19 protein-coding genes are annotated in these 21,933 nt (G+C 71.8%); 13 read left to right on the forward strand and 6 right to left on the reverse strand.

The features are described from left to right. Nucleotides 1–201: 201 nt before the first annotated feature. Together RF647_RS00830 and RF647_RS00835 are read left to right on the forward strand one after the other, a co-directional pair. Nucleotides 202–1,989, forward strand: coding sequence for an L-lactate permease (locus RF647_RS00830; protein ID WP_368810085.1), 1,788 nt, complete (start codon nt 202–204; stop codon nt 1,987–1,989). A 144-nt stretch (nt 1,990–2,133) separates the two neighbouring features. Then, nucleotides 2,134–2,853 carry a FadR/GntR family transcriptional regulator gene (locus RF647_RS00835; protein WP_368810351.1) on the forward strand — a complete coding sequence of 240 codons (720 nt, stop codon included), beginning with the start codon at nt 2,134–2,136 and terminating at the stop codon, nt 2,851–2,853. 443 nt (nt 2,854–3,296) lie between these two features. Here the strand turns inward: RF647_RS00835 and RF647_RS00840 are convergent, their stop codons facing one another. Next, on the reverse strand, nt 3,297–3,977 hold the full coding sequence (locus tag RF647_RS00840) for a response regulator (protein ID WP_368810086.1): 681 nt from the start codon (nt 3,975–3,977) through the stop codon (nt 3,297–3,299). Between the two features lie 217 nt (nt 3,978–4,194). Here RF647_RS00840 and RF647_RS00845 point away from each other — a divergent pair, with 217 nt between their 5' ends. From RF647_RS00845 to RF647_RS00855, 3 genes are all read left to right on the forward strand, one after another. Further along, entirely contained in the window at nt 4,195–4,353 is a 159-nt protein-coding gene (locus RF647_RS00845; RefSeq protein WP_368810087.1) for a hypothetical protein, read from the forward strand. A gap of 108 nt (nt 4,354–4,461) precedes the next feature. After that, nucleotides 4,462–5,601 carry a sensor histidine kinase gene (locus RF647_RS00850; protein WP_368810088.1) on the forward strand — a complete coding sequence of 380 codons (1,140 nt, stop codon included), beginning with the start codon at nt 4,462–4,464 and terminating at the stop codon, nt 5,599–5,601. Beyond that, nucleotides 5,598–5,939 carry an MGMT family protein gene (locus RF647_RS00855; protein ID WP_368810089.1) on the forward strand — a complete coding sequence of 114 codons (342 nt, stop codon included), beginning with the start codon at nt 5,598–5,600 and terminating at the stop codon, nt 5,937–5,939. The genes RF647_RS00850 and RF647_RS00855 overlap by 4 nt, the downstream gene beginning before the upstream one ends. Nucleotides 5,940–5,960: 21 nt before the next feature. Here the strand turns inward: RF647_RS00855 and RF647_RS00860 are convergent, their stop codons facing one another. Both RF647_RS00860 and purD read right to left on the reverse strand, forming a co-directional pair. After that, entirely contained in the window at nt 5,961–6,941 is a 981-nt protein-coding gene (locus RF647_RS00860) for a phosphoribosylaminoimidazolesuccinocarboxamide synthase (RefSeq protein WP_368810090.1), read from the reverse strand. After that, entirely contained in the window at nt 6,938–8,260 is a 1,323-nt protein-coding gene (purD, locus tag RF647_RS00865) for a phosphoribosylamine--glycine ligase (RefSeq protein WP_368810091.1), read from the reverse strand. Before purD ends, RF647_RS00860 begins: the two co-directional genes overlap by 4 nt. A 106-nt stretch (nt 8,261–8,366) precedes the next feature. Between purD and RF647_RS00870 the strand changes: the two genes are divergently transcribed. The 5 genes from RF647_RS00870 to purM are packed head-to-tail and all read left to right on the forward strand — an operon-like array spanning nt 8,367 to nt 13,161. Continuing rightward, entirely contained in the window at nt 8,367–9,398 is a 1,032-nt protein-coding gene (locus tag RF647_RS00870; protein ID WP_368810092.1) for an asparaginase, read from the forward strand. A 3-nt stretch (nt 9,399–9,401) separates the two neighbouring features. Beyond that, nucleotides 9,402–9,767 carry a sterol carrier family protein gene (locus RF647_RS00875; RefSeq protein WP_368810093.1) on the forward strand — a complete coding sequence of 122 codons (366 nt, stop codon included), beginning with the start codon at nt 9,402–9,404 and terminating at the stop codon, nt 9,765–9,767. Nucleotides 9,768–9,777: 10 nt separating this feature from the next. Further along, entirely contained in the window at nt 9,778–10,212 is a 435-nt protein-coding gene (locus RF647_RS00880) for a hypothetical protein (RefSeq protein WP_368810094.1), read from the forward strand. Nucleotides 10,213–10,217: 5 nt separating this feature from the next. Continuing rightward, entirely contained in the window at nt 10,218–11,999 is a 1,782-nt protein-coding gene (gene purF / locus RF647_RS00885; protein WP_368810095.1) for an amidophosphoribosyltransferase, read from the forward strand. 1 nt (nt 12,000) lies between these two features. Continuing rightward, nucleotides 12,001–13,161 carry a phosphoribosylformylglycinamidine cyclo-ligase gene (gene purM / locus RF647_RS00890; protein WP_368810096.1) on the forward strand — a complete coding sequence of 387 codons (1,161 nt, stop codon included), beginning with the start codon at nt 12,001–12,003 and terminating at the stop codon, nt 13,159–13,161. 144 nt (nt 13,162–13,305) lie between these two features. Here the strand turns inward: purM and RF647_RS00895 are convergent, their stop codons facing one another. The 3 genes from RF647_RS00895 to RF647_RS00905 all read right to left on the reverse strand — a co-directional run bounded on the left by RF647_RS00895 (nt 13,306) and on the right by RF647_RS00905 (nt 17,236). Continuing rightward, the gene (locus tag RF647_RS00895) at nt 13,306–13,530 is read right to left on the reverse strand and encodes a DUF3073 domain-containing protein (protein WP_031282554.1); all 225 of its coding nucleotides are present in this window, start codon (nt 13,528–13,530) and stop codon (nt 13,306–13,308) included. 254 nt (nt 13,531–13,784) lie between these two features. Continuing rightward, a complete protein-coding gene (clpB, locus tag RF647_RS00900; RefSeq protein WP_368810097.1) occupies nt 13,785–16,400 on the reverse strand; it encodes an ATP-dependent chaperone ClpB in 2,616 nt (871 codons plus the stop codon). Between the two features lie 260 nt (nt 16,401–16,660). Continuing rightward, complete coding sequence (locus tag RF647_RS00905) at nt 16,661–17,236, reverse strand: hemerythrin domain-containing protein (RefSeq protein WP_368810098.1); 576 nt, start codon at nt 17,234–17,236, stop codon at nt 16,661–16,663. Between the two features lie 225 nt (nt 17,237–17,461). Between RF647_RS00905 and RF647_RS00910 the strand changes: the two genes are divergently transcribed. The 3 genes from RF647_RS00910 to RF647_RS00920 all read left to right on the forward strand — a co-directional run bounded on the left by RF647_RS00910 (nt 17,462) and on the right by RF647_RS00920 (nt 21,894). Further along, nucleotides 17,462–18,814 (forward strand): MFS transporter, encoded by a 1,353-nt coding sequence (locus RF647_RS00910; protein WP_368810099.1) that lies wholly within the window; start codon nt 17,462–17,464, stop codon nt 18,812–18,814. Between the two features lie 147 nt (nt 18,815–18,961). Beyond that, complete coding sequence (locus tag RF647_RS00915; RefSeq protein ID WP_368810100.1) at nt 18,962–19,933, forward strand: CapA family protein; 972 nt, start codon at nt 18,962–18,964, stop codon at nt 19,931–19,933. A gap of 275 nt (nt 19,934–20,208) precedes the next feature. Further along, nucleotides 20,209–21,894: a ribonuclease J gene (locus RF647_RS00920; protein ID WP_095650384.1), complete on the forward strand. Its 1,686-nt coding sequence runs from the start codon at nt 20,209–20,211 to the stop codon at nt 21,892–21,894. Nucleotides 21,895–21,933 lie beyond the last annotated feature (39 nt).

Below are 21,933 nucleotides of genomic sequence, written 5' to 3' on the forward strand. Positions count from 1 at the left end.
CGCGACACAACGAACGACGAGGACGCCGACTTCTCGCCGGCCAGGGGCTTGGGATTGTGATCTGCGTCATGTACTCTTTGTGGTCAGACCATTGTGGTCCGACCATAGCGTCGTGCTGATCTCCGAGCCGTACCGCTCGCACCCGTCCTCTTCCCTCGCCCCGCCCCGCCCCGTCGCGGCGGGCCCAGAAAGGATCTTTCCGTGGACAGTCTTGCTGTGCTGAGCCTCCTGGCTCTGCTGCCCCTCCTCGTGGTGGGCGTGCTCCTGGCCGGTTTCCGCTGGCCGGCGAAGTTCGCGATGCCGGTGGGCTACCTCGCGGCCGTCGTGGTGGCGCTGACCGTGTGGCAGATGAGCTTCACCGGAGTGCTGGCCGCCACCATCGAGGGCCTGATCGTGGCCATCACCATGCTCTACATCGTCTTCGGCGCCCTGCTGCTGCTCTCCACCCTCACCGTGGGCGGGGCCATGGCCACGATCCGGGCCGGATTCAACAACATCTCGGCCGACCGGCGGATCCAGGCCATCATCATCGGCTGGCTCTTCGGCTCCTTCATCGAGGGCGTCTCGGGCTTCGGCACCACGGCCGCGGTCGTGGCCCCGCTGCTGCTGGCCATGGGTTTCCCCGCGATGGCCGCCGTCATGGTGGGACTCATCGTCCAGTCCACCCCTGTGAGCTTCGGAGCGGTCGGCACCCCGATCCTCGTGGGTGTCGCCAACGGCCTGGGCGGTGATCCGGCGGTCGCCGAGCGCGTCGAGGTCCTGGGCGTGACCATGCCGGAGTTCGTCAACTCGATCGGCTTCTACACGGCGGCCATGCACGGCATCGTCGGCATCCTGATCCCGCTGATCCTGGTGACCCTGCTCACCGGCTTCTTCGGCCCCGACCGGCGCTTCCGCGACGGGCTGGCCGTCTGGCCCTTCGCCGTGTACGCCTCCCTGGCCATGACCGTCCCCTACGTGCTGGTGGCCCGCTTCCTCGGCCCCGAGTTCCCCTCGATGTTCGGCGGGATCCTCGGCCTGGTGCTGGTGATGTTCACCTCCAGCAAGGGCTTCCTCATGCCGAAGGACACTTTCCAGTTCGGTCCCCGCGCCGACTGGCCGGCCCGGTGGATGGGCACCATCGAGCCGGCCGAGGCCACGGACGTGTCCACGCACATGAGCACGGTCCGCGCGTGGGCGCCCTACGCCCTGATGGCGGGCCTGCTGGTGGCCACCCGTGTCATCACCCCGCTGAAGGAGTGGCTGACCGGCCTGGCGATCCCGTTCGAGAACATCCTGGGCACCGGGATCAGCACCACGGTCCAGCCGTTCTACCTCCCCGGCTTCGTGCTGATCCTCGCCTCGGCCTTCGCCTACCTGCTGCACCGGATGAGCTCCCGGGAGATCAGCAGGACGCTCAAGGTCTCGGCCGGTCAGCTCGCGGGCACCGCCGCCGCACTGCTCTTCGCCGTCCCCCTGGTGCGCGTGCTCATCCAGTCCGGCCCGGCCCTCAACGAGTCGGGGCTCTCCAGCATGCCGGTCACCCTCGCCGAGGGGGCCGCCGCGATCTCGGGCAGCTCCTGGCCGGTGATCGCGCCCTGGATCGGCGCGCTGGGCGCCTTCATCGCCGGGTCCAACACCGTGTCCAACCTGACGTTCTCCCAGTTCCAGTTCTCCACCGGCGTCGCGATCGGTCTCGACCGACCCGAGCTCGTGGTGGCCGCCCAGGCCATCGGCGGCGCCGGCGGCAACCCGATCGCCATCCACAACATCGTGGCCGCCTCCGCCACCGTGGGCCTGCTCGGGCGTGAGGGAGACCTGCTGCGCAAGACGATCATCGTGACCACGTACTACTGCCTCGCGGGCGGTGCGGTCGCGTACCTCTTCATCCACGGCGTGGGCATCAACCTGGGCACCGTCATGCTGGTCCTGCTCGCCGCCGGGCTGGCCCTCATCGCCCGCCGGCTGATGCGCGTCGGCGCGCCCCTGGAGGAGCGGAGCCGCGCCTGATCCGGCACGCCGCGGCACCCCCCGGGCACCACGCCCCCCGGCTCCTGCCGGAGGGCGCGGTGTCCGGGGCGTCCCCGCACCTCCCTAGACTGGTCCGCGTCCCGCCCATCCTCTGAGGAGCCCTCCGTGCCCGCAGCCGCACGCATGTACACCGTCGTCCTCGACTGGCTCGAGGAGCGCCTGCGCTCGGGCGAGATCTCGGTGGGCGACAAGCTGCCCGGGGAGCGCCACCTGGCCGAGGAGTTCGGCATCTCCCGCGCCTCGGTGCGGGAGGCGATCCGGATCCTCGACGCCATGGGACTGGTCCGCTCGTCGACCGGGTCCGGGCCGAACGCGGGGGCGATCGTCATCGCGGAGCCCTCGGCCGCGCTCGGGTGGGCGCTGCGGATGCACGTGGCCAACCGGTCACTGCCGGTGCGGGACCTCGTGCAGACCCGGCTGCTGCTCGAGACCCAGTCCGCCCGTGAGGCGGCCGCCGCGGCGGAGACCCCGGGGCGGGCGGCGGTGCTGGGGCGTGCGGCGGAGCTCGTGGCCGCCATGGAGGACCCGGACCTGCCGGACGAGCACTTCCACGCCCACGACGCGCAGTTCCACATCCTGCTCGCCTCCCTGGCCGGCAACGTGGTGGTCGAGACGATCATGGCCTCGCTGCGCCAGGCCACCATCGGGTACGTGCAGGAGACCGTCGCCGGTCTGGACGACTGGCCGCAGGTGCGCCGGACCCTGCAGGAGCAGCACCGCGAGATCCTGCGCGCCTTCCAGGAGCGCCGGGGCGAGGACGCCGCCGCCGCGCTGCGGGAGCACATCACCTGGTTCTTCGGCCACAGCGCCGCCGCCCAGGAGGGGCAGGGCCGGCGGGCGTGACCGGAGGACCCTGAGGGCTCGGGACCCCGGGCCCGGCGGAACGACCCGGCAGAGGCGCCGGACGCACGAGAACGGCCCCACCGGTTCCGGTGGGGCCGTTCTCGTCTGTGAGGTCCGCGGAGCAGATGTTGCACGGTAGGGGGCCATCGGCCGAGGGGGGTGCAAGGTGATCCAGGCCTTGCGCGGCCACATCCCGGGTCCAGGGGGGACTGTCCCGGGGCGGCCCCCTACCGTGAGCAGGTCGGTGGACCATCCGGTCCGGGGCTCGGCCTCATGGGGGGTTGGGCCGTGCGCCGTGGGGATGTCTCTCACTCATCCACCGACTTTTTTTCTCTGCTCGCACTCATCACTATGCCGGGTTTGCTAATGCAGATGAATGCACTTTCGTCTACAACTTTCCTGGACTTCCGTCCGGACCCGAGACCGCAGAGACGGCCTGTGACTCAGAGATCGCGCAGCTGCGGATCGACGAGCCCGCTCTGGTACGCCTTGATCAGCGCCTGCACCCGGTCGCGGACGCCGAACTTCTCACAGACCCGCCCGAGGTAGGCCTTCACGCTGCCCTCGGAGACGTGCATCTGCTCGGCGATCTCCCGGTTGCTCAGACCCTGGGCCAGGAGCGTCACGGTCTCCATCTCTCGGTCGGTCAGCAGGGACCGCAGGCCGTCGTCGGCCGAGCGGGCCTGCTGCTGGTCAGGGACGGAGATGACGTTGTCCGCGAGCGCCCGGGCGATCGCCGGGGAAAGGGCGAGCTCGTCCTTGAGCACCTGGTTCACGGCGTCGATGATCTCGTCCGGCCGGGCGTCCTTGACGAGATAGCCGGCCGCACCGGCGCGCAATGCCGGCACCACGAACTCCAGCGTGGAGAACGTGGTGAGGGCCAGCACCTTGGACCGGGGACTGCGCGAGGTGATCTCCCGGGTGGCCTCGATCCCGTCCATCACGGGCATCTTCATGTCCATGAGCACCACGTCCGGGTCGATGGCCAGACATCGGTCCACGGCTTCGCGCCCGTTGGCGGCGGTCCCGATGACCTCGAAACCGGGCTCGGCCGAGAAGAAGGACTTCAGGGCTTCCAGCATCAACGGCTGGTCGTCCACGACAAGCACTCTGCAATCAGTCACTCGCACAGTCTATTTTTCGATGTCCCCCAAAGTGCAACACGTCATATTCGACAAAAGTCACAAATGGTCTGGACAAAGGTCAATAGGTTCGTTCGGTTAACGTTGGCAAAATGGAATGTACCAGGGCAGCACACCCCCTGGCAGCCGGGAGATCTCTCCCCCACCCCGGCCGCCACCCCCCGATCCGGTGCTGTTCTCGTGATCCAAGGAGCCCCCCATGTCCAAGAAGAAGCTTGCCACCGCCGTTGCCTCTGCCGCCCTCGCCGCGTCCTTCATCGTCGGCCCCGTGGCCCCCGCGAACGCCGGCGCGATGGTTGTGACCCCGCAGTTCACCCGCGGCGTCGTCTGCTCTTATTTCTCCTTCTTCTGCCGATGAGATAGATCTCTGGGTGTGACTGATGTAATTGCACCCATGCGCCGATCACCACGAACAGTCAGCAGTGCGTCGTTCCTCGACGCGGAGCCGGTGGCTCGCTGGTTGTCCGTGGTGATTGTGCTTGCGGCGGTCGTGTGGTTCGCCGCTGATCTGCAAGAGCTGTTCTCCGACTTCCAGGAGGGCGAGCCCCTGGAAGGTCTCGCCTCCGTCAATGGCCTCCTGTCCTACGGGGCCTTGGCGCTGACCGCTTGGCGGTCGACATGGGCGTCCCTGTTCTCCGTCACCTGCTTGATCACCTCACTGATCCTGGGTGACTACGGCTCGCTGGTGACCGGATTCGCCGTCGTGACCATCGCGGTGGTGGCAACAGCCTCGGCTCCGTTCGTCAAAGCACACATGATCGTATACGGCGTGTGGTGCATCCCCGCATACCTGCGCCGCCCGGAGGAGCCCAACATCTTCATCGGTCTGACGGGACTGCTCCTGGTCTGTTTCGTGATCGGCTCGACCATCCGGCACTTCTCCCAGCAGCGCCGTCGCAACGAGCAACAGGTCCGGGACCTGGAGATCCTCAACGAGCGGCTCCGGGAGGACGAGCGGCAGGCGCTGGCCCGCGACCTGCACGACGTCGTCGCCCACGAGCTCACCCTCATCACGATGCAGACCATGAGCCGGCGCCGTTCCGGGGACGTCGGCGAGTTGCACCGGGTCCTCGAGACCGTGGAGGGCGCCGCGCGCTCGGCGCTGCACGAGCTGCGGGTCATGCTCCGGCTGCTGCGCAACGAGAACGAGGGCGAGCACCCGCGGGACGTCACGGGCGCCGGCCTGTCCATCGGCAGCCTGGAGCACGTGGTCACGTCCCTGGCGGCGAGCCTGCGGGACCTGCGCTTCGAGCCGGAGGTGGTCATCACGGGCGACCTCGAGGCCATGCCCACCACCGTGCGCGGCACGGCCGCCCGCATCCTGCAGGAGGCGGTCACCAACATCATCAAGTACGCCCCGGCCGGGTCCCGCTGCCGGATCGAGGTGACGGCGGACGAGCACGAGCTGTGCCTGCGCGTGGCGAATCCCCTGCCGCGCAGCACCCAGCGCCAGGGCAGCCACTCGTCAGAGATGTCCTCGGGGCTCGGCCTGCGGGGCATCGCCGAGCGCGTGTCCCTGCTGGGCGGCCGCGCCGAGAGCGGTTCCGCGGACGGCCACTGGGTCCTCGACGTGTGCCTGCCGGTGGACGGCCGGGACGTCCTGTGAGCCGCCGGGCCGAGCCGGACCCCGGCCTGGCACGGCGCGTGGCGGACGTCGTGGCCGCCATCCCCGCGGGCCGGGTGCTGTCCTACCGGGACGTCGCGGAGCTCGCGGAGTGCCGCTCCGCACGCCTCGTGGGCACGCTCATGGCGCGCAACCCCACCGGCGAGGACCTCCCGTGGTGGCGGGTGGTCACCGTGCAGGGCACCCTCGCCGACCACCTGCAGGCCGAGGCCCGGGACCGGTACCGAGAAGAGGGCACTCCCCTGCGGGAGGACGACCGGCACCTCGTGCGCGTGGACATGGGCCGCGCCCTGTGGACGCCCGACTCCTCCGGCGCCTGACGCCGCCCGGCACCGCCGGCATCAGTACTCGAGCGGGCCGGCCACCTCGAAGAAGTTGCCGTCCGGGTCGAAGGTGCGGCCGGTGAGCCGCTCGAACGCCTCGACGTAGCGCGCACGGGTCCGCTCCACCACCTGCTCCGGCAGCGGGGGCACGGGGCCGGTCCCGTTCCAGCCGGACTCGTCCGAGCGCAGCCAGTCCCGCACGTACTGCTTGTCGAACGAGGGCTGGGCCTTGCCGGGCTCGTACGTCTCGGCGTCCCAGAAGCGGGAGGAGTCCGGGGTGAGGACCTCGTCCCCGAGGGTGATCGCGCCGCGGTAGGAGTCCAGGCCGAACTCCACCTTGGTGTCCGCCACGATGATGCCCCGCTCGCGGGCGATCCGCTCGGCGGCGGTGTAGATCTCCAGGGTCAGCTCGCGCAGCCTGTCCGCCACCGCGTGGCCCACGCCGTCGGCCATCTCCTGGAAGGTGATGGGGAGGTCGTGCTCGCCCACCTCCGCCTTGCCGGTCGGGGTGAAGATCGGCTGGGCGAGCCGGGAACCGTCCACGAGCCCCGGGGGCAGCTCGATCCCGCAGACCTCACCGGTCTCCCGGTAGTCCTTGAGACCGGAACCGGTCAGGTAGCCGCGGGCGATGCACTCGACGGGGAACATCGACAGGTTCTTGCAGACGATGGCCCGCCCCCGGACGGACTCGTGCACGTCGGTCGACAGGACGTGGTTGGGCACGGCCGCGAGCTGCTCGAACCACCACAGGGACAGCTGCGTCAGGATCTTGCCCTTGTCCGGGATCTCCGTGGGGAGGATCTCGTCGAAGGCGCTGATCCGGTCGGTGGCCAGCACCAGGACCGAGCCGGCCCGGTACTCGGCGTCGTCGTAGATGGCCACGCCCGTGGCCCGCAGCCGCGACTCGTCGGGGACGTAGAGCTCCCGGACCTTGCCCGAGTAGATGTGCCTCCACCCGGGGATCTCGGGTGGGGTGGTGATGGTGCCCTGCTCGCTCATGCCTGCTCCTGACGGGGACGGGGGGCGGAGGCGCCGGGAACGGTGACCAGCCCTCGGGCGGCCTTCAGCGCGATGTCGGTGCGGTGCTGCGAGCCCTCGAGCGCCACGAGCCCCACGCCCCGGTAGGCGCGCTCGCGGGCCTCGTCGAGGTCCGCGCCGAGGGCGACGACGGCGAGCACCCGCCCGCCGGCGGAGACGATCCGCCCGGCGTGCTCGCCCTCCGGGGCCACCGCGGTGCCGGCGTGGACCACGTGCACGCCCTCGACCGCCTCGGCGTCCTCCAGCCCGCCGATCGGGTCGCCCTTCCGGGGGCTGTCCGGGTAGTCCTGCGCGGCGACGACCACCGCGACGGCCGTCTCGGGCCGCCAGCGCAGCCGCTCGGCCTCGTCGAGGCGCCCGGCGGCGGCGTCGTGCAGCAGCCGCCCGAGCGGGGTGGTGAGCCGGGCCAGCACGGCCTGGGTCTCGGGGTCCCCGAACCGGGCGTTGAACTCGATGACCCGCAGACCGCGGGTCGTCACGGCCAGCCCGCAGTACAGCACACCCACGAACGGGGTGCCGCGGCGGCGCATCTCGTCGACCGTGGGGCGGGCCACCCGATCCACGACCTCCTCCACGAAGCCCTGCGGCAGCCACGGCAGCGGCGTGTAGGCGCCCATCCCGCCGGTGTTGGGGCCCTCGTCGTCGTCGTGGATCCGCTTGAAGTCCTGTGCGGGGCTCAGGGGGATCACGCGGGAGCCGTCGGTCAGCACGAACAGGGACACCTCGGGCCCGTCGAGGAACTCCTCGATCACCACGCTCCCACCCGCGGCGAAGCAGGCGGCGGCGTGCTCGAGCGCCTCCGCGCGGTCGGCGGTGACGACCACGCCCTTGCCAGCGGCCAGCCCGTCGTCCTTGACCACGTAGGGGGCCCCGAAGGTGTCGAGGGCGTCGGCGGCCTCCTCCTCCGTGGTCGCGACCCGCGCCATCGCGGTGGGCACCCCCGCGGAGGCCATGACCTCCTTGGCGAACGCCTTGGAGCCCTCGAGCCGCGCCGCGGCCCGCGAGGGACCGAAGACGAGGAAGCCGGCCTCGCGCAGGGCGTCGGCCACCCCGGCCACCAGCGGGGCCTCGGGGCCGACGACGACGAGGTCCACCGCGAGCTCGCGCGCCAGCGCGGTGGCCGCGGCGGGGTCGTCGGCGTCCACGGCGTGCACCGGGACGAGCTGCGCGATCCCGGCGTTGCCCGGCGCGCAGTGCACCTGCTCGACCTCGGGATCTGCCAGCAGTGCGCGGATGATTGCGTGTTCGCGGCCTCCGGGGCCCAGTACCAGAACCTTCACGCCCTCAGGCTAGTTGGCGGCACCGGGAAGTGGCACATCGTTCCCGGCATGCGGGCACGGCCCCGGCCCCGACGGGAATTCCCGTCCCCGCTGACATACTGGGGCGATGCAGACCTTCACCTCGGACCGTGCCGTGGACCTCGCCGTGCTCGAGCGCAGCGGCTTCGTCGAGTCCCGCCACCGCGGCTCCGCCGTGGTCCTGGACCCGGACGGGGCCGTGGCCGTCGAACTGGGCGACATCGGCACCCCGATCTTCCCCCGCTCCACGCTCAAGCCGTTCCAGACCATCGCCGCCATGAAGGCCGGCGTCCCGCTGCGCGGGGCCCAGGTGGCCATCGCCTCCGCGTCCCACATCGGCTCCTTCGAGCAGCTCGACGCCGTGAGCTCGATCCTGACGGCCGCCGGCCTGACCGAGGACGCACTCCAGTGCCCGCCGGACTGGCCCGAGGACGAGGAGGTCCGCACCGAGCTCGTGCGCGCCGGCCGCGGCAAGAACCGGATCTGCATGAACTGCTCCGGCAAGCACGCCGCGTTCCTGTGGGCCTGCACCGAGAACGACTGGCCCACGGACAGCTACCTGGACCCCGGGCACCCCCTGCAGCGGACCGTGCTGGAGACCGTCGAGGAGTTCTCCGGCGAGCGCGTGGCCCACGTGGGCGTGGACGGGTGCGGCGCCCCCCTCGCGGCGATCTCCCTGACCGGCCTCGCCCGGGCGTACTCGACGCTGGGCCGGGCCGCGGGCAACCTCGACGCCGACGCCCGCGCCGCCACGGTCTCCCAGTGCATGCTCGACTACCCGGAGCTGGTGCACGGGCGGGGCAGGTACAACACCGTGGTCATGGAGGAGCTGGACGTCGTGGCGAAGCTCGGCGCGGAGGGCGTGCTCGCGCTCGGCACCCGCACCGGGTGGTCCGTGGCGCTCAAGGTCCTCGACGGCGGGTCCCGCGCCAACGCGCTCATCGGCCTCGCCCTGCTCGCCCACGCCGGGGCCGTGCCCGCCGCGGCGGCCGCCGCGGTGATCGGGCAGGTGGTGCGCCCGGTCATGGGCGGGTCCCGCCCCGTGGGCCGGCTCCGCCTGGCGGACCCCCTCCTGGAGCTGCTCGGCCCGGAGCTGGTCCGTGCGCTCGGGCAGGACTAGGCCGTGGCCCGCCGCCGCGTCGACCCCGCGGACGGGACCCTGGCCCTGAGCGCCTGGCGCGCGGACCCGGACGCCACCCCGCGCCGGACCGTGGCCACGGCCGTGCGCTACACCCTCGAGGAGCTCGCCGAGCGGGTGCCCGGCAACAGCGTGGAGGTGCGCGTCCCGCCCTTCGGCGTGACCCAGTGCGTGGCGGGGCCCCGGCACACCCGGGGGACCCCGCCCAACGTCGTCGAGACCGACGCCCGCACGTGGCTCGGCCTGGTGACGGGGGCCGTGACCTGGCCGGAGGCCGTCGCCTCGGGGGCCGCTGTGGCCTCGGGCACAAGGACCGATCTCGCGGACGCCCTCCCCCTGTTTCCCCGGTAGCCTTGAGGGCATGAGCTCCACTCCCTCCTCCCCCTCCGCGCGCCCGTCCCCGCGGAAGCTCCCGCGCCGGCGCCGCCGGGTGCGGGCGGCCGTGCCGCTGGCCGCCTCCGGCAGCCAGCAGATGACCCTGCGCCGCGCCCCGAACATCTGGGCGTTCGTCCTGCTCGGCGGCGTCCTCGGCGCCGTGGTGGGCGTGCTCGTGGGACTGTCCGGCGGAGGAAGCGCGGAGTTCACCCAGGGGGCCGTGACCCTGTTCATGGTCTCCGTCTGCACGGTCCTGGGCCTGGCCGCCGGCGCCGTCCTGGCCCTCGTCCTGGATCGGGTCTCTGTGGCCCGGGCGCAGGCCGTCACCACCGAGGTCGTGGACGGGGACGACGACGCCCCGTCCGGGGCGCCGGGCGACGCGCCCCGGCCCACCGACCCCCGAAGCTCGAGAGAAGGCTGATCGACGTGGTTCGCCCTGATGGACAACTCAGCCACGACCTGCTCCCCGGAGAGAAGGGCCCCCAGGACGCGTGCGGCGTGTTCGGCGTGTGGGCCCCCGGCGAGGAGGTCGCGAAACTGGCCTACTACGGCCTCTACGCCCTGCAGCACCGCGGCCAGGAGTCGGCCGGCATCGCCGCGAGCGACGGCAACCGCATCGCGGTGTACAAGGACATGGGCCTCGTCTCGCAGGTCTTCGACGAGGCGACCCTCACCACCCTGACCGGTCACCTGGCCGTGGGCCACTGCCGGTACTCCACCACGGGCGGGTCCCACTGGGCCAACGCCCAGCCCACGCTGGGCGCCACCCCGCACGGGACCGTGGCGCTCGCGCACAACGGCAACCTCACCAACTCGGCGGAGCTCTACGAGAAGCTGATCGACAAGTCCGGGTTCCCCTCCCAGGGGGAGATGGCCCAGGGCAACACCACGGACACCGCGCTGGTCACCGCGCTGCTGGCCGAGCATCCGCACGGCTCCCTCGAGGACGCGGCCATGCACCTGCTCCCCCAGCTCGTGGGCTCGTTCTGCCTGGCGTTCATGGACGAGAACGCCCTCTACGCCGCCCGTGACCCGCAGGGCATCCGGCCGCTGGTCCTCGGCCGGCTCGAGCGCGGCTGGGTGGTGGCCTCCGAGACCGCGGCGCTGGACATCGTGGGCGCGTCCCTGGTCCGGGAGATCGAGCCCGGCGAGTTCGTGGTGATCGACGAGCACGGCCTGCGCTCCCAGCGCTTCGCCGAGACCCGCCGCGCCGCGTGCGTGTTCGAGTACGTCTACCTGGCCCGCCCGGACACCACCATCAACGGCCGCTCCGTGTACGAGTCCCGCGTGGAGATGGGCCGCCGGCTCGCCCGGGAGCACCGCATCGACGCGGACCTGGTCATGCCCACACCGGAGTCCGGGACCCCCGCGGCCATCGGCTACGCCGAGGAGTCCGGCATCCCGTTCGGCAACGGCCTGGTCAAGAACGCCTATGTGGGACGAACGTTCATCCAGCCCTCGGATACCATCCGCCAGCTGGGCATCCGGCTCAAGCTCAACCCGCTGAAGTCCGTGGTGGCGGGCAAGCGGCTCGTGGTCATCGACGACTCGATCGTGCGCGGGAACACCCAGCGGGCCCTCATCCGGATGCTTCGGGAGGCCGGGGCCGCCGAGATCCACGTGCGGATCTCCTCCCCGCCCATCAAGTGGCCGTGCTTCTACGGCATCGACTTCGCCTCCCGCGCGGAGCTGATCGCCAACGGGCTCGGGGTCGAGGAGATCAGGGCGTCCCTGGGCGCCGACTCCCTCGGCTACATCTCCGAGGACGGCATGATCGCGGCCACCCTGCAGGAGCGCGGCGAGCTGTGCACCGCGTGCTTCTCCGGGACCTACCCCACCCGGCTGCCGGACGCCGACAAGCTGGGCAAGAACGTCTTCGAGGCCCGCACACCTGTGGACTCCTCGCCCCGCCGCGCCCCGGGCGGATCCGCCGTGGCGCAGCGGCCGGGGCACGCCTCCGCCGTGTCCATCGACACCCGCCCCTCGGCCACGGACGGCCTCTCCCGCCGGCCCGCCGAGCGCACCCGCATCTCCGACGAGGACCCCGGCGTCCAGGAGACCTCCACCGGGTGCGACCCCGGGCCCGACGCCGACCTCGAGGACCTGATCCTGCCGGAGGACCGGGTCCCCGCCGCCCGCACGGCCACGGGGCCCGCCCGGCCCGTGTCCCAGCACGCCACCCAGCCCGAGACCGCGAAGGACGCCTGACATGGCCCAGCCCCCCTCCTCCACGAACCGCACCGTCACCTACGCCAGCGCGGGCGTGGACGTCGAGGCGGGAGACCGCGCCGTCGAGCTCATGAAGAGCGCGGTCAAGGCCACGCACACCGCCAACGTGATCGGCGGGGTCGGCGGGTTCGCGGGGCTGTTCGACGTCTCGGAGCTGCTCGCCTACCGCAAGCCCTACCTCGCCACCTCGACCGACGGGGTGGGCACCAAGGTCGCGATCGCCCAGACCCTCGACGTGCACGACACGATCGGCTTCGACCTCGTGGGCATGGTCGTGGACGACATCGTGGTGGTGGGCGCCAAGCCCCTGTTCATGACCGACTACATCGCCACGGGCCGCGTGGTGCCCGAGCGGATCGCGGACATCGTGCGTGGCATCGCCGCGGCCTGCGAGCAGGCCGGCACCGCCCTGGTCGGCGGCGAGACCGCCGAGCACCCGGGCCTGCTCGCCCCGGACGAGTACGACGTGGCGGGGGCCGCCACCGGCGTGGTCGAGGCCGACGAGCTGCTGGGCCCGGACCGCGTGCGCGCCGGCGACGTGGTCATCGGCATGGCCTCCTCCGGCCTGCACTCCAACGGGTACTCCCTGGTCCGGAAGGTCATCAACGTGGCCGGGTGGTCGCTGGACCGGCAGGTCTCGGAGCTCGGCCGCACCCTGGGCGAGGAGCTGCTGGAGCCCACCCGCGTCTACGCCGCCGACGTCCTCGACCTCGCCGCCGCCTTCCCCGTGAACGGCGCGGACCGGACCACGGGCCGCGGTGTCCGCGGCTTCAGCCACGTGACCGGCGGGGGCCTCGCCGCGAACCTCGCCCGGGTGCTCCCCGCCGGGCTCGAGGCCACGGTGGACCGCAGCACCTGGGAGCTGCCCGCAATCTTCCAGCTGATCAGCCAGCTCGGCAACGTCCCCCTGCCCGACCTCGAGCGGACCCTCAACCTCGGCGTGGGCATGGTCGCGATCGTCGACCCGTCGGTGGCCGACGCCGCCGTGGCCCACCTCGCGGCCCGGGGCCTGCCCTCGTGGGTCATGGGCACCGTGGACGGGATCGACCCGGACGCCGACCACGGCGGGCCCGACTGGGTGCAGGGCGCCAAGGGCGTGGACGGCGGCGCGGTGCGGATGGTCAACGCCTACACGGGCTGATCCGGCCCGGAGAGCCCCGGAGGAACAGCGAACGCCCCGCCGGCCGGCGGGGCGTTCGCTGTTCGCGGGGACGCGAAGAAGGTGCTCGTCCTGGACGGGCACCTTGTTGCGTCGTGCGGTGGAGACGAGCGGAGTTCCCGGTGGTTACCGGCGGAAGTCCTCGTCGTAGTCGTCGGCGTACTTGTCGACGTAGGCCGAGTAGTCGTCCTCGTCCTCCTCGACGGTCTCCTGGACCGGCTCCCGCAGCGGGGGCATCTGCTCGCTGCCGCGCAGTTCCCGCTGGAGTGCCGTGAGGTCGGTCTGCGGGCTGAAGTACTTCATCTCCCGCGCCTGCCGTGTCGCCTTCGCCTTTTGACGGCCGCGCCCCATGGCGTGACCCCCTCTGTCTCTTGGTCCGGACGGCGGCACTCTGGCACAGAGTACGGCCCCGGAAATGTCGTATGAATGGTTCGTGAGACCAGGGTACATGGTTTGTCAGCCCGTTGCGCCCGGCCCGGGACCGGCGCGGTGGACTGTCGGCAACCTCACGGGAGGCGTGCGGAACGCGGTCCGGGAGCCCCGGCGGTGGGCCGTCGCCGGGTCTCCCGGACGGCGGCCCGCCGGCCGGCGGCGCGCCCCGCAGCTCAGTCCGCGGCGTGCGCCCGCTCGGACACGGCGGTGACGGTGAGCCCGTCCGCCACGACGTCGGCGTCGACGTCCACCCGGACCGCGTCCCCGTCCACGACCGCCCCGGAGAGGATCGCCCTGGCGAGCTTGTCCCCTATCTCCCGCTGCACGAGCCGGCGCAGCGGCCGGGCGCCGTAGGCAGGGTCGTAGCCGGTGAGACCGAGCCACTCGGTGGCCGCGGGCGTGACCTCCAGGCGCAGGCGGCGCTGACCCAGGCGCTCGGCGAGCTGGGCGACCTGGATGTCCACGATCTTCGACAGGTCGGACGTGGACAGCGGGTCGAACAGGATCACGTCGTCGAGCCGGTTCAGGAACTCGGGCTTGAACGAGGCGTTGACCACGTTCATCACCGCCTGCTTCTTCGCCTCCGGCTCGATGGTCTGGTCCACCAGGAACTGGCTGCCCAGGTTGGAGGTGAGGATCAGGATCACGTTGCGGAAGTCCACCGTGCGCCCCTGCCCGTCGGTGAGCCGGCCGTCGTCGAGCACCTGCAGCAGGATGTCGAAGACGTCCGGGTGGGCCTTCTCGATCTCGTCCAGCAGGACCACCGAGTACGGGCGGCGCCGCACGGACTCGGTGAGCTGGCCGCCCTCCTCGTAGCCGACGTAGCCCGGAGGGGCGCCGACCAGCCGCGAGACCGTGTGCTTCTCCCCGTACTCGGACATGTCGATCCGCACCAGCGCGCGCTCGTCGTCGAACTGGAACTCCGCCAGGGACTTCGCGAGCTCGGTCTTGCCCACGCCGGTGGGACCCAGGAACAGGAAGGAGCCGATCGGCCGGTTCGGGTCGGAGATGCCGGCACGCGAGCGGCGCACGGCGTCGGCGACGGCCTGCACGGCCCGGTGCTGGCCGATGAGCCGCTTCCCGAGCACCTCCTCCATGTGCAGCAGCTTCTCGGTCTCGCCCTGGAGCATGCGTCCGGCGGGGATGCCGGTCCAGGCCGAGATCACCTCGGCGACGTCGTCGGCCGTGACCTCCTCGGAGACCATGGTGTCGTGCGGGGCGGAGGTGTCCTCCTGCTCCTGGGCGGCGTCGAGCTCCTTCTGCAGCGCCGGGATCTCGCCGTACAGCAGCCGGGAGGCCTCGGCGAGGTCGCCCTGGCGCTGGGCCATCTCCGCCTGCGAGCGCAGGTTGTCGATCCGCTCCTTGAGGTCGCCGACGCGGTTCAGGCCGGCCTTCTCGGCCTCCCACCGGGCGTTGAGGGCGTCCAGGTCCGCCTTCTTGTCGGCCAGCTCCTGGCGCAGCGCGGCGAGTCGCTCGACGGACGCGGGGTCGGTCTCGCGCTCCAGCGCGAGCTCCTCCATGGTCAGGCGGTCGACGGCGCGGCGCAGCTGGTCGATCTCCTCCGGCGCGGAGTCGATCTCCATGCGCAGCCGCGAGGCGGCCTCGTCGACCAGGTCGATGGCCTTGTCCGGCAGCTGCCGGCCCGGGATGTACCGGTTGGACAGCGTGGCCGCCGCGACGAGCGCGGCGTCCGCGATCTGCACCTTGTGGTGTGCCTCGTAGCGCTCCTTGAGCCCGCGCAGGATCGCCACGGTGTCCTCCACGGAGGGCTCGCCGACGTAGACCTGCTGGAAGCGGCGCTCCAGGGCGGCGTCCTTCTCGATGTTCTCGCGGTACTCGTCCAGGGTGGTCGCGCCGATCAGGCGCAGCTCGCCGCGGGCCAGCATGGGCTTGAGCATGTTCCCGGCGTCCATCGAGCCCTCGGCGGCGCCGGCGCCGACCACGGTGTGGATCTCGTCGATGAAGGTGACGATCTGGCCCTCCGAGTCCTTGATCTCCTCGAGCACGGCCTTGAGCCGCTCCTCGAACTCGCCGCGGTACTTGGCGCCGGCCACCATGGACCCGAGGTCCAGGGAGATCAGCGTCTTGCCGCGCAGCGACTCGGGGACGTCCCCGGCGACCATGCGCTGGGCGAGGCCCTCGACGACGGCGGTCTTGCCGACGCCGGGCTCACCGATCAGGACGGGGTTGTTCTTGGTGCGGCGGGACAGCACCTGCACCACGCGCCGGATCTCGGAGTCCCGCCCGATGACGGGGTCCAGCTTGCCCTCGCGGGCCATGGCGGTCAGGTCGGCGCCGAACTTCTCGAGCGCCTGGAACGTGCCCTCGGGGTTGGCGGTGGTCACGCGGCGGTCTCCTCTCACGGACGGGACGGCGGTCTTTAGCTGCTCGGGTCCGGCGCCCGCGCCCCGCAGGATGTCCCCGGCCTTCCCCTCCTGCTGGGCGAGGCCGTACAGGAGGTGCTCGGTGGAGATGTACTCGTCGCCGAGGGACTGGGCGAACTGCTCCGCGGCCTGGATGACCTGCAGCGCGCCCCGGTTGAACTGGGCCTGGGCCGTGGAGGAGCCGGACGCGGAGGGCAGGGCCTTGATGGCGGCGCTGGCCTGCGCGGAGACGGTGTCGACGTCGGCCCCGGTGGCCTTCAGGACGGCGACGGCCACACCCTCCCGCTGGTCCATGAGGGCCTTGAGGAGGTGGGCGGGCTCGACCTGCGGATTGCCCGCGGTCGAGGCGTTGGTGGAGGCGGCGGAGAGCGCCTCCTGGGACTTGGTGGTGAACTTGGTCTCCACTGCGGCTCCTTGGCGAGGGACGTTCTGGAACGGATCGGGGACGAACCGGCCCGGCACCGGTCACCAGTGGGTGCGGCCGGGCAGTTCAGCTAACCTGAGTCTAGCGCACTCAACTCCCGGACGACAGGGTCCGTGCCCGCTCGGTGCCGGCGACCCACCGTGGCCCCGTGGAACAGCACGGACCCCCGCCGGGCGAGCCGCGCGAGGCGCTCGTCCAGCGGGGGTCCGTGCCGTGCTGTCCGCGTGGGACCGGCGCCCGCCTAACCGGTGCTCCGACCCGTCAGCCGGTCCCGGAGCCGGTCCACCATGCCGACGCCGGGCCCGATGGTCTTGTGGAACAGCTCCGAGTGCGGCGCGGAGGGGTGCGGCCGGGTCGGCGCCACCTTCTTGGCGTTCTGCACCTTCCGGCCCAGCTCCACGAGGTCCTCGGCCGGGATGTGCGCCCGCAGCTTCGGGAACTGGTCGGACTCCTCGTCGTCGATGTGGTGGCGCAACTGCGACTGCATCTCGCGGATCAGCTCCATGAACGCCGGCTCGGAGGCGTCGACGCCCTCCACCTGCTTCATGACCCGGACGAGATCGTCGTGCTCCTTCTTGTCGTGCTCGACCTCCTCGGCGCCGCCGGGCAGGTGCTTCTCCATCACCGGGTAGACGTGCATCTCCTCCGCGACGGCGTGGCGCATGACCTCCGCGATCACGGTGTCGGCCAGGTCCCGGCGCCGGGCGGCGTCCGGGGCGCCCTCGATCTCGCCGAGCAGTTCGAGCATCTCCCGGTGGTCGGTGGTGAGGATGTCGATGACATCGGTGTCCGGACCCGCAGCGTGGGTGTCGGTCATGGGACGCGCCTCCTTGAAGTCGTGGTTCCCGGTTCCGTGGGCGGCATGACGAGGCCCTGGAACCCGAGCGCGACACATATCACACGGATGCCCGATTTGTCCAAGATCACAGGCCCGAACCGTTGGATGCCCTCGACATCCTCCGTAGCATCGAGGTTTCCACCCGTTCGGCCCGACGACGCGCCTTCCACCCGCACCCCCATGTTCCGCACGGAAGGATCCGCCATGTCCGCACCTCGCACTGCCGTGCTCCAGGTGATCAACGCACCGGACCGCACCGGCACCCGCTTCGCCCTCTTCGCCCTCGCCCTCGGCGGCTTCGGCGTGGGCACCACCGAGTTCGCCTCGATGGGCCTGCTCCCCTTCATCGCCGAGGACCTTGACGCCTCCATCCCCTCCCTCGGGCACGCCATCTCCCTCTACGCCCTGGGCGTGGTCGTCGGCGCACCCCTCATCACGTCCCTGACCGCCCGGGTGGAGCGCAAGAGGCTCCTGCTCGGGCTGATGGTCGCCTTCACCGCCGGCAACGTCCTGTCCGCGGCCGCGCCGTCCCTCGAGTGGCTGTACGTGGCGCGCTTCCTCTCCGGTCTGCCCCACGGCGCCTACTTCGGGGTCGCCGCGGTGGTCGCCTCCTCCCTGGTGCCGCGCGAGCGGCGCGGCACCGCCGTGGCCCGCGTGGCGCTCGGCCTGACGGTCGCCAACATCGTGGGCGTCCCCCTGGCCGCCGTGCTCGGCGGGAGCCTGGGCTGGCGGGCCGGGTACGGGCTCGTGGTGGTCATCGGCCTGCTTACCGTCGCGGCCCTCGCCCTCTGGATCCCCCGCACCCGCAAGGGCGGCGGCGTCTCCGTGGCCCAGGAGGTCCGTGCCCTGGGCCGGCCCCAGGTGGCCCTGACCCTGCTGGCCGGGGCGGTCGGCTTCGGCGGCATGTTCGCGGTCTACACGTTCGTCTCCCCGATCCTGACCGAGCTCAGCGGCCTCGACATCGCGATGGTGCCGTGGGTGCTGGCCGTGTACGGCGTGGGCATGACCGCGGGCTCCCTGCTGGCGGGCCCGCTGCTGGACCGTTCCATCGAGAAGACCGCCCTAGGCGCGGGGGCCGTCTCCGGCGTGGCCCTGGCCTTCTTCGGACTGTTCGCCCACTCCGCGGTCGCGGCCGTGCTCGGCGTGCTGTGGATCGGCGCCATGGGCGCCCTCTTCAGCACCGCGCTGCAGATGCGCCTGCTGCGCGAGGCCAAGGACGCCCCGTCCCTGACCGCCGCCATGAACCACGCGGCGTTCAACCTGGCCAACGCCATGGGCGCCTTCCTCGGCGGCATCGTGATCTCCGCCGGCTGGGGCTACCGCTCCCCCGCCTGGGTGGGCGTCGGCCTGGCCGTGGCCGGCCTGCTCATCCTGGGCTACGCGACCCGCCTGCACCGCACGGGGGGCGTCCCGGCCTCCTCGCCCGTGCGCACCGGGCCCTCCTGGGCCTACCAGGCCGTCTCCGACCTGTCCGTGCTCCTGCCGGAGCCGGCGCAGGTGCGCCCGGCCGTGGCGAACAGCGCCCGGATGACCGACTGGGCCGATCTGGGCCGGTGACCGGTGGCCGCCGGCGTCCCCTGCCTCCCGGGCGGGCGGCGCCGGCGGAGCCGCGGGGTCCCCGCGACCGGGACGGCCACCACCGGCCGCTCTTGTCCGCCCGCAGGCCAGGGGTCACGATGGGAGCGTCCGGACAGGAGGCGGCTCATGCGGATCGCACTCGTCGGCGATGTCATGCTCGGCCGGCTGGTCGACGAGCGACTGCGCCACGAGGGCCCGGCCCATCCGTTGGGGGACGTCCTCCCCCTGCTCGCGCAGGCGGACCTGCGGTTCGCGAACCTCGAGTGCGTGCTCGCCGACGACGGCCCGCCCTGGCCCGGCAAGAGGTTCCACTTCCGCTCGGACCGCAAGAACGTCGCGAGCCTGGAGGCCGCCGGTGTCGACGTCGTCTCGCTGGCGAACAACCACGTGCTCGACCACGGCGTGGAGGCCATGCGGCAGATGCTCCCCCTGCTCGACGAGCACGGCATCCTGCACACCGGGGCGGGCCCGGACGCGGAGGCGGCACGACGCCCCGCGGTCTGCACCCGGGCCGGGACCGCGGTGGGCTTCCTCGCCTTCACGGACAACGAGCCGGGCTGGGCGGCGGGCCCCGCGTCCCCCGGCGTCCACCACGTGCCCGTCGACCTCGCCGACGACCGCGCGCGGGACCTCCTGCAGCTCGTCCGGCGGACCCGGGAGCGCACCGACCTCCTCGTCGTCTCCGCCCACTGGGGACCCAACTGGGGCGTGCAGGTGCCACCGGAGCACCGCGCGTTCGCCCACGCGCTGGTGGAGGCCGGGGCGGACGTGGTCTTCGGCCACTCCGCGCACATCTTCCGCGGCGTCGAGGTGCACCGCGGCCGGCCGGTGGTCTACGGCGCCGGGGACTTCGTCGACGACTACGCCGTCCGTCCCGACGAGCGCAACGACCAGTCCTTCGTCTTCCTGCTCGACGTCCGGGACGGCCTGCCCCACCGCCTGCGCCTGCACCCCACGGTGATCGAGGACCTCCGGGCGAGGACGGCCACCGCCGAGGCCCGGGGCATCGCACGGCGGATGGAGCGACTCAGTGCCGCGCTCGGCACGCGGTGCACGTGGCGCGACGACGAGCAGCGCCTCGACGTCCCGCTGGACTGACGCCCTCCCGCTGTCCCGACGCGAGCGCGCGGAAGACCCGCCCCGAGCCCCTTCCCGCCCGGCCGGTGACCGGTCACCGCCTCCTGCGGGCCCTCGCCGGGGCGGTCCGTTCCCCGTCCGCGCCGCCCGGCGGTCCGCCGCGACCCTGACCCGACGTTAGAGTTGTCCCAGACTTCTCGGGGCCGTCAGGTCCCGGACGCGGCTCCGGCTCGACGCGAGCCGCCCGCACGACCTTGCTCCACCCCACGTTGAACCCACGATGAAAGCGGAATCCTTTGACCATTTCCTCCCGCAAGCTCAAGTCCCCGCCCCCGCTGCCCTCCGGGGGCCTGCGGATCACCCCGCTGGGCGGTCTGGGCGAGATCGGACGCAACATGACCGTCTTCGAGCACGCCGGCAAGCTGCTCGTCGTCGACTGCGGCGTGCTGTTCCCCGAGGAGCACCAGCCCGGCATCGACGTGATCCTGCCCGACTTCACCTCCATCCGGCACCGGTTGGGCGACATCGTCGGCATCGTGCTCACCCACGGCCACGAGGACCACATCGGGGGCGTGCCGTACCTGCTCAAGGAGCGCCCGGACATCCCGGTCATCGGCTCCGAGCTGACCCTGGCGTTCATCACGTCCAAGCTCAAGGAGCACCGGATCACCCCGAAGGCGGTCCACGTCGAGGCCGGGGACACCCACAAGGCGGGCCCGTTCGAGTGCGAGTTCGTCGCGGTCAACCACTCGATCCCGGACAGCCTGGCCGTGGCGATCCGCACGGACGCCGGGCTGGTGCTGCACACCGGGGACTTCCGGATGGACCAGTTCCCGCTGGACGACCGGATCACCGACCTGCGCCACTTCGCCCGCCTGGGCGACGAGGGGGTGGACCTGTTCCTCACCGACTCCACCAACGCCGAGGTCCCCGGTTTCACCACCTCGGAGCAGGAGCTGACGCCGGCGATCAACCAGGTCTTCGCCACCGCCCCGAAGCGGATCATCGTCTCCAGCTTCGCCAGCCACGTCCACCGGATCCAGCAGGTCCTCGACGCCGCCCACGCCCACGGGCGCAAGGTGGCCTTCGTGGGCCGGTCCATGGTCAAGAACATGGGCATCGCCCGGGACCTGGGCTACCTGAAGATCCCCCGCGGGCTGGTGGTCGACTTCAAGAAGCTCCAGTCCATGCCCGACGCCAAGGTCACCCTGGTGTGCACCGGCTCCCAAGGCGAGCCCCTGGCCGCGCTCTCGCGCATGGCCAACGAGACGCACCAGATCCAGCTCAACGCCGGGGACACGGTGCTCATGGCGAGCTCGCTGATCCCGGGCAACGAGAACGCGATCTACGGCATCATCAACAAGCTCACCGACCTCGGCGTGAAGGTCGTGCACAAGGGCAACGCCAAGGTCCACGTCTCCGGCCACGCCTCGGCCGGGGAGCTGGTCTACTGCTACAACATCGTCAAGCCCACCCACGTGCTGCCCGTGCACGGGGAGTCCAAGCACCTGCACGCCAACGCCGAGCTGGCGGTCCGCACCGGTGTCGACCCGGAGAACGTGCTGATCGGCCGGGACGGCACCGTCATCGACCTCGTCGACGGCCGGGCGCGGATCTCCGGGCAGGTGGAGGCCGGTCTGGTCTACGTCGACGGCCACACCGTGGGCAAGGTCACCGAGGAGACCCTGGTGGAGCGCCGGCTGCTGCAGGAGGGCGGCGTGGTCACGGTCGTGGCCATCGTCGACGCCGACACCAACGCGCTCGCCGAACCGCTGGAGTTCCTCGCGAAGGGCTTCGTCCACGACGAGCACGTCTTCGACGGGGCCGCCGACAAGGTGAAGAACGCCCTGGCGCGCCCGGCCACGTCCAAGGTCGCCGACCTGGAGAAGCTCGAGTCGATCATCGCCGAGACCGTCTCCCGCCACCTCGAGCGCGCCTACCGGCGGGCCCCGCTGGTGACGGTCGTCGTCGTCGACGCCTGAGCCCAACGACCGCCCGGTCCCGGCCCCGGGGGCGGGGCC

The sequence above is a fragment of the Kocuria sp. CPCC 205263 genome (genome assembly GCF_040981075.1).
Taxonomy (GTDB): Bacteria; Actinomycetota; Actinomycetes; order Actinomycetales; family Micrococcaceae; genus Kocuria; species Kocuria rosea.